11 protein-coding genes are annotated in these 12437 nt (G+C 40.0%); 9 read left to right on the top strand and 2 right to left on the bottom strand.

The window, feature by feature from the left end:
- Positions 1-2: 2 nt before the first annotated feature.
- The 3 genes from alr to pgi all read left to right on the top strand — a co-directional run bounded on the left by alr (position 3) and on the right by pgi (position 4213).
- A complete protein-coding gene (alr, locus tag F8B77_RS13475; RefSeq protein WP_151655797.1) occupies positions 3-1085 on the top strand; it encodes an alanine racemase in 1083 nt (360 codons plus the stop codon).
- 10 nt (positions 1086-1095) lie between these two features.
- Entirely contained in the window at positions 1096-2322 is a 1227-nt protein-coding gene (locus F8B77_RS13470) for a BamA/TamA family outer membrane protein (RefSeq protein WP_151655795.1), read from the top strand.
- Positions 2323-2560: 238 nt separating this feature from the next.
- Positions 2561-4213 carry a glucose-6-phosphate isomerase gene (gene pgi / locus F8B77_RS13465; RefSeq protein WP_151655793.1) on the top strand — a complete coding sequence of 551 codons (1653 nt, stop codon included), beginning with the start codon at positions 2561-2563 and terminating at the stop codon, positions 4211-4213.
- A gap of 377 nt (positions 4214-4590) precedes the next feature.
- Here the strand turns inward: pgi and F8B77_RS13460 are convergent, their stop codons facing one another.
- Positions 4591-5052 (bottom strand): chemotaxis protein CheX, encoded by a 462-nt coding sequence (locus F8B77_RS13460; protein WP_151655791.1) that lies wholly within the window; start codon positions 5050-5052, stop codon positions 4591-4593.
- Between the two features lie 19 nt (positions 5053-5071).
- The gene (zur, locus tag F8B77_RS13455; RefSeq protein WP_151655789.1) at positions 5072-5521 is read right to left on the bottom strand and encodes a zinc uptake transcriptional repressor Zur; all 450 of its coding nucleotides are present in this window, start codon (positions 5519-5521) and stop codon (positions 5072-5074) included.
- A gap of 179 nt (positions 5522-5700) precedes the next feature.
- Here zur and dusA point away from each other — a divergent pair, with 179 nt between their 5' ends.
- From dusA to F8B77_RS13425, 6 genes are all read left to right on the top strand, one after another.
- Complete coding sequence (gene dusA / locus F8B77_RS13450; protein ID WP_151655787.1) at positions 5701-6687, top strand: tRNA dihydrouridine(20/20a) synthase DusA; 987 nt, start codon at positions 5701-5703, stop codon at positions 6685-6687.
- 119 nt (positions 6688-6806) lie between these two features.
- A complete protein-coding gene (locus F8B77_RS13445) occupies positions 6807-7502 on the top strand; it encodes a TIGR04219 family outer membrane beta-barrel protein (RefSeq protein ID WP_151655785.1) in 696 nt (231 codons plus the stop codon).
- 143 nt (positions 7503-7645) lie between these two features.
- Entirely contained in the window at positions 7646-7876 is a 231-nt protein-coding gene (locus F8B77_RS13440) for a hypothetical protein (protein WP_151655783.1), read from the top strand.
- A gap of 134 nt (positions 7877-8010) precedes the next feature.
- A complete protein-coding gene (locus F8B77_RS13435; protein ID WP_151655781.1) occupies positions 8011-9834 on the top strand; it encodes an assimilatory sulfite reductase (NADPH) flavoprotein subunit in 1824 nt (607 codons plus the stop codon).
- The gene (gene cysI / locus F8B77_RS13430; RefSeq protein WP_151655780.1) at positions 9834-11564 is read left to right on the top strand and encodes an assimilatory sulfite reductase (NADPH) hemoprotein subunit; all 1731 of its coding nucleotides are present in this window, start codon (positions 9834-9836) and stop codon (positions 11562-11564) included. Before F8B77_RS13435 ends, cysI begins: the two co-directional genes overlap by 1 nt.
- Positions 11557-12318: a phosphoadenylyl-sulfate reductase gene (locus F8B77_RS13425; protein ID WP_151655778.1), complete on the top strand. Its 762-nt coding sequence runs from the start codon at positions 11557-11559 to the stop codon at positions 12316-12318. The genes cysI and F8B77_RS13425 overlap by 8 nt, the downstream gene beginning before the upstream one ends.
- The last annotated feature ends 119 nt before the right edge of the window (positions 12319-12437 follow it).

Genomic DNA, 12437 nt, shown 5'->3' with positions numbered 1-12437 from the left:
ATATGAGCTACATGAAAGCGGCGGCTGCCCAAGTTGATATGTCAGCGTTAGCACATAATTTGCAAAAGATTAAACAACAAGCGCCACACAGTAAGCTTCTTGCTGTTGTTAAAGCAAATGGTTATGGTCATGGGCTACTGAATATAGCAAAAGGAGCGCAGGGTGCTGATGCGTTTGGCGTGGCTCGTATAGAAGAAGCATTACAACTTCGTGCTGGTGGTATCGTTAAGCAAGTATTGCTACTTGAAGGTTTTTACTCGGCTGGTGACTTACCTATTTTGGTCACAAATAACATTCAGACTGCGGTACATTGTAAAGAGCAATTAGAAGCGCTAGAAGGCGCTGAACTTGAAGGCCCAGTAGTTGTTTGGTTAAAAGTGGATTCAGGAATGCATCGTTTAGGTATCCGACCAGAAGAGTATCAAGAATACGTAGATCGTTTGCACGCATGTAAAAATGTTGCGAAGCCACTGCGTTACATGAGCCATTTTGGTTGTGCTGATGAGTTAGATAATCCGACAACCAATAAGCAAATAGAGACCTTTATGTCACTAACGGATGGTTGCCAAGGTGAGCGATCTCTGGCGGCATCCGCAGGGTTATTAGCATGGCCTGATAGCCAATTAGATTGGGTTAGACCGGGTATTATTATGTATGGCGTTTCACCATTTGCGAATCAGTCAGCACAAAAGCTAGGTTATTTGCCAACCATGACCCTTACCTCTCATTTAATCGCAGTTCGTGATGTAAAAGCAGGTGAAAGTGTTGGTTATGGAGCAATGTGGACCAGCGAACGTGATACCAAAATTGGGGTTATTGCGATTGGCTATGGTGATGGTTACCCTATTGCAGCACCTAACGGTACACCTGTTTTAGTTAATGGGCGCAAAGTCTCGATTGCTGGCCGAGTATCTATGGATATGCTTACTGTTGATCTTGGTCCTGATGCTCAAGATAAAGTGGGTGATGAAGCTATTTTGTGGGGACGAGATCTCCCTGCAGAAGAAGTTGCAGAGCACATAGGAACCATTGCTTATGAGTTAGTGACTAAACTAACATCACGAGTACAGATGCAATATATTTAATGAGATTACTTTGAATTCATTCCCATCTAAAAGCGCTACTGGTTTAGCGCTTTTTCTTATTATGCCTTTTTCTTTTTTGAGTGATGCGTTTGCCAAAGAAGATATTTGGCCAACTTCGTTACCTGAAACCTCAGCAGTTCCTTTCCTATTTTCGTCTGAAAGCTTGGGGACTACCATAGGCGCCGCCGCGGTAATGAAAGGCGTCGGCCAACCTCAAGCGACATTATTTGCAGCGGGGCTTTATTCTAGTAAAGGCTCTTATATGACGTACTTGTCTGCAAATAATTTTCAAGTCGGTCATTCATGGTTAGTCGGGGCTAATGCGTATAATGCTAATTTCAAAGATATGGATTATCACCTAGGCTCTGCCGGTAGTAATAACTCCAATGTGAATGACGAAGTGTTTACCGACAGCATCGAAGCACAATACCATTTAACGGCTAATTACATTTTACCGGTTGGTAATGCAAAAACGATTGGAGCGAGAGCAGCCTATCTTCCTGAAAGAAAAATAAAAGGATTTAACCCATTAGAAAGTGGTGTATCGAGTATTGAGTTTAGCCCTTTTTATTACTCTCGAAAATTAGCGGATGTTGCAAATTGGAATGAGCCTGACTCTAATTGGGGAATGAAAGTTAATTTTGATTGGGACAATCGAAATAGCGTAAGAAATACCACCCATGGTTCTCGTACTGAATTGGATTTTACTTATTCACCACAAACCGGTGAACAAGAAGAGTGGTGGACATGGGAGTTCCAACAAAGTGCCTTTTTTGATCTAGGTAATCTCGGTGAGATTATTAATAAGCAAGTATTGGCATTGGATGTTTATCTTGCTGATACACCAAGTTGGCAAGATGGTAGTCATCATCAGCCTCCAGAATATGCAGGCATAAAGCTTGGTGGGTTATATCGATTAAGGAGCTACAGCAGTGGGCGTTTCCATGGTCGTTCAGCTATTCATTACTCAGCAGAATATCGAGTGATGCCTGATTGGCAACCGCTAGAAGATTGGCCTATCTTTAATCTTTATGATGTACCTTGGTGGCAATGGGTTATTTTTGTTGATTCAGGTCGAGTTGCAGATGAATTCTCACTTTCAACACTGCATGAAGACATGAAGTGGAGTGCAGGCGGAGCAATACGCTTTCAAGTTGAAGGTATTGTTGTTCGAACTGAGATGTCAAAAGGCAGTGAAGAAAGTTTATTTAGAGTGATGATCAACCAACCATTTTAATATTTTAGTAAGAAAAATGATCTCAACACTAGTGTTCAGTAGTTTTGATAGAGATAATGTTTACTACTAGAAGTTTTAATGTGACCTAACTCAAAAAGGGTGAGCGTAGTTTTGGTCATAATACCTAAATATAAAGCTCACTAAATAATACCGAGCATCAAATTTTAGATTCGTATAAACGGGGCGTTCATTAATTTTTTTTTGAACCATTAAGTATATTACACGGGATATTTTTACCATGTTAAAAAACATCAACCCAACAGAAACTCAAGCTTGGGCAGACTTAACTGCACACTTTGAAACAGCACAAGATTTTAGCCTATCTGAATTATTCGCTGCAGATGCACAACGTTTTGATAAATTTTCAACGACGTTTGGTCAAGACATTCTAGTGGATTTCTCTAAAAACTTAGTTACCGAAGAAACAATGGAAAAATTGTTCGCATTAGCAGAGCAAACAGAGTTGTCTTCAGCAATGAAAGCGATGTTTAACGGTGAGAAAATCAACAAAACAGAAGACCGTTCAGTTTTACATATTGCACTTCGTAACCGTAGAAACACGCCAATTATGGTTGATGGTGAAGATGTAATGCCTGCAGTAAATGCAGTATTAGAAAAAATGAAAGGCTTCACAGAGCGTCTAATTTCTGGTGAGTGGAAAGGTTACACTGGTAAAGAAATTACGGATATCGTAAACATCGGTATCGGCGGTTCAGATCTTGGCCCTTATATGGTTTCTGAAGCGTTAGCACCATACAAGACTCGTTTAAACATGCACTTTGTTTCAAACGTAGATGGTACACACATTGTTGAAACATTGAAGCCATTAAACCCTGAAACTACGTTATTCTTAATTGCATCTAAAACATTCACAACACAAGAAACAATGACAAATGCACACAGTGCTCGTGATTGGTTCCTTGCTGAAGCTGGCGATCAAGCGCATGTTGCTAAGCACTTTGCTGCACTATCAACAAATGCACAGTCTGTTTCTGAGTTTGGTATTGATACTGATAACATGTTTGAATTCTGGGATTGGGTTGGTGGTCGTTATTCTCTATGGTCAGCAATCGGTCTTTCAATTGCACTAGCGGTTGGTTTTGATAACTTTGTTGAGCTTCTTGAAGGTGCTCATGAAGTGGATAACCATTTCGCTAATACGGATCTGAAAAATAACGTGCCTGTTATTCTTGCACTTATTGGCCTATGGTATAACAACTTCCACGGTGCTGAATCAGAATCAATTCTTCCATACGATCAATATCTACATCGTTTTGCTGCGTACTTCCAACAAGGCAACATGGAATCAAATGGTAAATGTGTAGACCGTAACGGTAACCCTGTTGATTATCAAACGGGTCCAATCATTTGGGGTGAACCAGGTACAAATGGTCAACACGCGTTCTACCAATTGATTCACCAAGGTACAAAATTAATCCCTTGTGATTTTATTGCGCCTGCAATCAGCCACAACCAAGTGGGTGATCATCATCAGAAATTGATGTCTAACTTCTTTGCTCAAACAGAAGCATTGGCTTTTGGTAAAACAGAAGAGACCGTTCGTGCAGAGTTTGCAGCAGCAGGTAAAACTGAAGCAGAAATGGCTGAGTTAGTGGCATTTAAGGTATTTGAAGGTAACCGCCCAACAAACTCAATTCTTGTTAAGCAAGTAACGCCTAAAACTCTAGGTAACTTGATTGCAATGTACGAGCACAAAATCTTCGTACAAGGTGTGATTTGGAATATCTTCAGCTTTGACCAATGGGGCGTAGAACTAGGTAAGCAACTGGCTAACCAAATTCTTCCTGAACTGGCTGACGATAGTGCGGTGACTTCTCACGATAGTTCAACAAACGGTTTAATTAACGCATTTAAAGCATACAAAGCTTAGTTGTTAATAATAAAAAAGAGCTGACTTCGGTCGGCTCTTTTTGTATTGATACCAATCCACATAAATATTTGATCATTCTTACTTGTTAAAATCGATTATAGCTGTGTTATAAATTTTGTAATTAGAGCCACTAGTTACTACAATTTATGCCTTGCTCTAATCGATTTTTCCTACGTAATTATCTGGTCAACTACTTATCCGGATTGGTATTATTTATCGATATTACAGGTAATAAAAAAGGCTGATACCTAAATATCAACCTCTATCATTTCCTGAATCCTGAATCCTGAATCCTGAATCCTGAATCCTTTAGTTCTTGCTTCTGCTCTTATAGAAGCGCAGCGTTCTAGTCTCTAGTCTCTAGTCTCTAGTCTCTGTTACTCAAAACAGATCTCAATAAACGCATTACCCCACTCAGAAGTAAATGGCATGATAATAATCGCACCATCGCATTTATGAGTAATCGTATGGCCCTTACCAGAAACAACCATAGGCGTTGCCATGCTAAATTCAAAACCACTTTCAGAAAGAATACGCTTTGCGCCACCAGTAACCATATTGGTGATTTCACCTACCATATCCGTCACTTCTTCATTGATGCGGTTTGGACGCTCACCTAACATATTTTGCATGATTTGCAGAGCAAGCTGCTCATCAAAAGTAATCGACATTGAGCCCTTACTTTGTGGAGCAACCATGCCTATTAAACCAGAAACATCACCACGAGCAATTTCATCTTTTTTAATACGAGGCTTTTGTGGTTTTAAATCCATTGAAGCCATCGTTTTAAGTACATTCATCAGTGAAGCTAAGAATGGGTTTACAAATTCAGCGCGCATGGTAGGTAATGTCCTTTAATTAATTTTTATTGTTGTTACTTAAACAAGCTTTGCAAGTACCATGAGTTTCAACAATATGGTTTTCGACAGAAAAGCCAATTTTTTCAGCATGCTTTGTTAGCTGATCTGTTATTTTAATATCATGGAACTCAACAACATCATCGCAAGTACGACAGATAAATAGTTGTGAAAAATGAGCGTGTTCGCCAATGACACAACAAGAAATATAACTATTTATTGATTCGACCTTATGAACAAAACCTTGAGTCACTAAAAAATCTAAAGCACGATAGATAGTGGGTGGTTTTGCTTGGGGTTCTATTTTCTTTAATTGCTCTAAAAGATCATAAGCACTTATTGCCCCCTGGTGAGAGACAATGAGCTCTAAAACTGTTAATCGTTGTGGTGTAAGTCTTACTCCACGTTGTTGGCACAATAGCTCAACTTTTTGTTTTTGCGTACGATTCAAGGATTATGTGTCTTATTTTCTGAACAGACCAGTGAGTTTATCATAAGTTATCGGTTATTTTAGTGACTATTTTGCAGAATGCCATTTCTTTTCTTGAAGGTTTTATCGTAGTAATAGGTTGGCTGTTTCTATTCTGATCATGTTAGAATTGCGGCATTGATCACTGAACGAATTTATTTATGAGCTCTTATCCACTACAACGCTTTTCTGTTGCCCCTATGCTTGATTGGACAGACCGTCACTGCCGTTATTTTCATCGTCAATTATCTGAGCATGCGCTTTTATATACAGAGATGGTGACGACTGGTGCTATCATCCATGGTAAAGGTGATTTTCTTGCTTATAACGAAGAGGAGCATCCGATTGCATTGCAGCTAGGTGGCTCGAACGTTAAAGATTTAGTTCATTGTGCAAAATTGGCAGCCGAGCGTGGCTATGATGAAGTTAACCTAAATGTAGGTTGTCCATCTGACCGAGTTCAAAATGGTCGCTTTGGTGCTTGCTTAATGGGTGAGCCCGATCTAGTTGCCGAATGTGTCGCTGAGATGAAAGCGGTTGTTGATATTCCTGTAACGGTGAAAACCCGTATTGGTATTGACGACCAAGACAGCTATGAGTTTTTAACTAAATTCGTTTCAACGGTTCATGAGAAGGGTGGTTGTGATCAATTTACTATTCATGCTCGTAAGGCGTGGTTAAGTGGATTAAGCCCGAAAGAAAACCGTGAAATTCCACCACTTGATTACCCACGCGCATATCAAATCAAGAAAGATTTTCCTCAGTTAGTGATTGCAGTTAATGGCGGCATTAAAACATTAGCGGAAGCGAAAGAGCATTTAGCGCATTTAGATGGAGTAATGATTGGTCGTGAAGCGTATCAAAGCCCTTATTTATTAGCTGAAGTTGATCAACAACTTTTTGGTAGTGATAAGCCAATCAAAAAGCGTCGTGAAATTGTAGAATCAATGTACCCATACATTGAGCGTCAATTAGAAAATGGTGCACACCTTGGTCATATTACTCGTCATATGCTTGGCTTATTCCAAAGTATGCCAGGTGCTCGTCAATGGCGTCGCTACATTAGTGAAAATGCTCATAAACCAGGCTCAGGTATTGAAGTGGTTGAAGCGGCATTAGCCAAAATTCCAGCAGAGTTAGATGTTTAAGCTTTTTTACCGTTAGAGAAACGGCATTAAAACAGAAACAAAAAAAAAGTACATAAATAAACCAGATCGTTTATTCTTACCGCATATGAAACAAATAGCGTCGCAAATGGAGACTACGCATGAACAAACTATCCCTTACCGCTGTTGTTGCTTCAACTGCCTTAGTATTGGCAGTACCAGCACATTCAACAGAAAAGGAATTTACCACTAAAGTTGAAATTGATGCGTGGTTCGCTGATGCAAAAGTGGGATCTAAAGGTGATGCTATTCGTAAAAATGATGTTGATGCATCGCAAGCGTTCTCAATCGCTTTTGAGCACCCATTTGCTTATGTGCCAAATATTAAAGTTCGTTATACCCCAGTAAGGTCTGAGCGTTTTGAATATGATCAAATTGACTACACTGGTTACTATAAATTATTAGATACTAACGGCCTTCAGTTTGATGTGGGTTTAACACTGACACAGTTTGCTAATGGCGAATTTAATAAAGGTGGCTCTGTTGATTCAACTCAACCAGCAGATCAAAGCTTTAGTGAAACAGCAATGAACATGTACGCCGATGCGTCACTGCATATTCCCGATACGCATTTCCACATTTTTGGTCAGTATGATTTTGGTAGTAGTAGCGGTACTCGTACAATGGATGGTCAAGCTGGGGTAAAATACATTCTTCCTGTTGATGCAATCGATCTAGAAATCAAAGTAGGCTATCGCGTAATGGATCATGAATTTGGTTACTTTGAAGGCTTTGATAGCAACCAAGCAAACGTAATGGTTGATGGTTGGTTCGGTGGTTTATCATTTGATTTCTAATCAGAGATAACCAGAATATTAAAAATGGCGATTCAGGCGACTGAGTCGCTATTTTTTTATTTTAAATTTGCTCAATCTCTGTTTATTGACCATGCTTATAGAATGGATATTACTATGATATTCATATTTGGTAAGGAGCAGTTATGACGACATTAAGTGAATTAAAATTGATGTACCAAGAAGACCAATTAGTTGAAGCAGTGATAGAGCCTGTCGTGGTTGAGGAATCTTGGATTGTAGAATTTCGCCATGTGCGTGGAGGCCTTGTTCTGCTTACTGATATGAAAGGTGGTGAGATGACATACAGGGATTTAGAATCAGCCTCTAAGAGTGCATTAGCGGTTGGATTTAACCAAGTCAGGATTAATGATTAACTTTATTTTCACCTTAAATTGATTAACGCAAACATTTCTTTCTTCCAAAAAGTTATAAAACATACCTATCTATTCTTTCTTGTTATAGAAAAGAGTCGCTAATCTAATATGACGCAATGAATAGGGATGTCGTCATGTTATTAAAGGAACTCTCCGCACTCGCTAGCCCACTTAATGATCAACAAATAGGTCAATTACAGCTAGCGGCTTCAGAATTATCTTCGCAACAGCTTGCTTGGGTAAGTGGCTATTTTTGGGGTGTGAGCCAAACGTCAGGTGCTGTACAACCAATCAATCAAGCCGCTGCCGCAGTATCAAGTGAACCTGCTGGTAAATTATCAATTATTTATGCCTCACAAACAGGTAATGCAAAAGGGGTTGCTGAAGCTTTAAAAGAAGAAGCATCGGTAGCAGGTATTGCTGTTGATCTTTTTGATGCCAGTGACTACAAAGGTAAAAACCTAGCTAAAGAAACTCACGTTATTATTGTGGCATCAACCAATGGTGAAGGTGAAGCGCCGGATAATGCGATTGAGTTGCATGAATTTCTTCAATCTAAAAAAGCGCCTAAATTAGATAATTTAAAATACGCGGTTATTGGTTTAGGTGATTCAAGTTATGAGTTTTTCTGCCAAACGGGTAAAGATTTCGATGCTTACTTATCCAAGAAAGGAGCTACGCCATTTTTAAATCGTATTGATTTAGATGTGGATTATGAAGCACCAGCAGCTGAATGGCGTAAACAAGCGTTAGAGAAAGTAAAAGAAACATTGGCAACAAGTGATGACTCTAACAATGGACAGGTTGTGCAATTGCCAGTAGGACAAGCTGCTCATGCTGTTTTGCAATACACTAAACAGAACCCATATACCGCTACGTTATTAGCTAGCCAGAAAATCACGGGTCGAGATTCAGGTAAAGACGTTCGTCATATTGAAATTGATTTGGATGGTTCAGGGTTAATTTATCAGCCGGGTGATGCACTTGGGGTTTGGTTTGAAAATAGCCCTGAACTTGCCGCAGCAATATTAAAACAAGTAAGCCTTACTGGTGAAGAGCAAGTGGATGTTGATGGTGAGCAGATTTCGCTTCACAAAGCGTTAGTTGAAAAGTACGAAATTACGTCATCAAACCCACAACAAGTTACGGCATTTTCAGAGTTATCAGGCAGTAAAAAACTAGAGAAACTGACCGCAAACAAAGACAAATTACGTCAGTATGCAGGTAATACTCAAGTCATTGACCTACTATCCGAAAAGAAAACAAAATTAACGGCAGAGCAATTAGTGAGTTTGCTTCGTCGCTTAACCCCTCGTTTATATTCGATTGCCTCAAGCCAAACAGAAGTCGATGAAGAAGTTCATTTAACGGTTGCTGTAGTTGAATACCAACAAGGAGATGAGACTCGATTTGGTGGCGCCTCTAGCTTTTTATCTCATCGTCTAGAAGAAGGCGATGAAGTGAAAGTGTTTATTGAACACAACAATAATTTCAAACTTCCTCAAGATGATAATGTTCCTGTGATCATGATAGGCCCAGGTACGGGTATTGCACCATTCCGCTCATTTGTGCAAGAGCGTGACAACCGTGATGCAGAAGGAAAAAACTGGCTATTCTTTGGTGATAGAACCTTTACGCAAGATTTCTTATACCAAGTGGAATGGCAAAAATACCTTAAGTCAGGCGTTGTAAATCAATTAGATGTCGCATTCAGTCGTGATCAGCAAGAAAAAGTGTATGTACAGCATCGTATCCTAGAGCACTCAGCACAAGTGTGGCAGTGGCTTCAAGATGGCGCTTATATCTACGTGTGTGGTGATGCAACTCGCATGGCAAAAGATGTACATGATGCGTTAATTACCATTGTTGAGCAGCAAGGAAAGAAGAACAGAGAAGAAGCAGAACAATTTGTAAATGATCTGCGTAAGGCGAAACGTTACCAAAGGGATGTGTACTAATGAGCGAGCAAATAGCAGTAAAAACAATCTTATCAGGCACTGAACTTGGCCCATTAGCGGATAATGAGCGCCTAAAGCGTGAAAGTAAAAATCTTAGAGGAACGATCGTGGAGGATCTTCAAGATCGCATTACAGGTGGTTTTACCAAAGATAATTTCCAGTTGATCCGTTTCCACGGTATGTATCAACAAGATGATAGAGACATTCGCGCTGAGCGTGCAAAACAAAAATTAGAGCCTCTACATAACGTAATGCTACGTGCGCGTATGCCGGGTGGAATTATCACCCCAAAACAGTGGCTAGCGATTGATAAGTTTGCAGAAGAAAATACCTCTTATGGCAGTTTGCGTTTAACCACTCGTCAAACGTTTCAATTTCACGGTGTTCTGAAACCAAACATTAAATTAATGCATCAAACATTAAATAGTATCGGTATTGATTCAATTGCCACAGCAGGTGATGTAAACCGAAACGTGTTGTGTACAACTAACCCGGTAGAATCTGAATTACATCAAGAAGCGTACGAGTGGGCGAAAAAAATCAGTGAACACTTGCTACCAAAAACACGTGCCTATGCCGAGATTTGGTTGGATGGTGAGAAGCTAGAAACGACTGATGAAGAGCCAATTTTAGGCAGTAACTATCTTCCTCGTAAATTTAAAACGACCGTTGTGATCCCGCCACAAAATGATGTGGACGTGCATGCGAATGATCTGAACTTTATTGCTATTGCAGATAACGGAAAGTTAGTTGGCTTTAATGTACTGGTCGGTGGTGGTCTTGCGATGACCCATGGCGATACTGCAACTTACCCACGTAAAGCGGATGATTTCGGTTTTGTATCACTAGAAAAAACGTTAGAAGTCGCCGCCGCTGTTGTGACGACTCAGCGTGATTGGGGTAATCGTTCAAATCGTAAAAATGCAAAAACAAAATATACGTTAGATCGTGTAGGTGTTGATGTATTTAAAGCCGAAGTGGAAAAACGTGCTGGTATTCAATTTGAAGCAAGTCGCCCTTATGAGTTAACAGAGCGTGGTGATCGAATTGGTTGGGTTGAAGGCATTGATGGTAAGCATCACTTAGCATTATTTATCGAAAATGGTCGCTTATTAGATTATCCGGGAAAACCACTAAAAACAGGGGTTGCTGAAATAGCTAAGATCCACCAAGGCGATTTTAGAATGACTGCCAACCAGAATTTAATCGTTGCTGGTGTACCAGCGGAGCAAAAAGATCAGATAGAGCAAATTGCTCGTGAGCATGGCTTAATTGACGATGGGCATTCAGAGCAGCGTAAAAATTCAATGGCGTGTGTGGCGTTTCCTACTTGTCCGTTAGCAATGGCTGAAGCAGAGCGTTTCTTGCCTGAGTTTGTTACTGAAATTGAAGGTGTGTTGAAAAAGCATAACTTGCCAGAAGAAGATAATATCATCTTCCGTGTGACAGGTTGTCCAAATGGCTGTGGCCGTGCGATGTTGGCTGAAATTGGCTTAGTTGGTAAGGCGCCTGGGCGTTATAACTTCCATTTAGGTGGCAATCGTAGTGGTACTCGTGTGCCTAAAATGTATAAAGAGAATATTACAGACCGACAAATTTTAGCAGAAATTGATGAGTTAGTAGGACGCTGGGCTACAGAGCGCCAAGGTAATGAAGGGTTTGGTGATTTTACCATTCGAACCGGCATTGTGGATGAAGTGAAAGTATCAAAAAGGGACTTTTATGCCTAAATTGCAATTATCAGAGCTGCTGTCATTAACTAAAGTTGAGCAAATATTACGATTATCGGAAGTCAATGCAGAGCTTGAAACGCTAACCGCTCAAGAACGAATCTTATGGGCGTTAGAGAACTTAGAAGGAAACCCTGCGGTGTCCTCAAGTTTTGGGATTCAAGCAGCAGTGATGTTGCAATTAGTCACTGACGCAAAAGCGGATACTCCGGTGATTTTAACCGATACAGGATATTTATTTCCTGAGACTTATCAGTTTGTTGACCAACTCACTGAGCGACTAAAACTAAATCTGCATGTGTTTACCGCGGAAGAAACGCCAAATTGGCAAGAAGCACGTTATGGTAAATTGTGGGAGAAAGGGGTTGAGGGAATTGAGCAGTATAATAAGCTAAATAAAGTTCAGCCGATGCGCCGAGCACTGGATCAACTTGAAGTCGGTATTTGGTTTTCAGGTTTACGTCGTGAGCAATCAAACTCTCGTGCAAACTTACCAGTGCTTAGTATTCAAAATGGGGTGTTTAAATTTTTACCTGTGTTGGACTGGAGTAATAAAGATGTTCATTACTTTTTAGAAGAACGTAGTTTGCCTTACCACCCATTGCGTGATGAAGGTTATCTCTCTGTAGGTGACACTCATACGACTCAGAAGTGGGAGCCGGGTATGAAGGAAGAGGAGACTCGCTTCTTTGGTTTAAAAAGGGAGTGTGGCTTGCATGAAGATAACGGAGAGACAGCTGGTTCAGGAATATAACTAGTTTGTTTTCATGAAAAAAAGACAGCGAAATCATCGCTGTTTTTTTCATTGTCATATCCTTTTAATATTATTTGCTTTTTTTTATAGCATTTTGTTTTTATAACATAAAAAAAAGC

The organism is Aliivibrio finisterrensis (assembly GCF_008933155.1).
Taxonomy (GTDB): Bacteria; Pseudomonadota; Gammaproteobacteria; order Enterobacterales; family Vibrionaceae; genus Aliivibrio; species Aliivibrio finisterrensis.
Note: the sequence above shows the minus strand (reverse complement) of the source record. Positions and strands in the feature narration are given on the sequence as shown.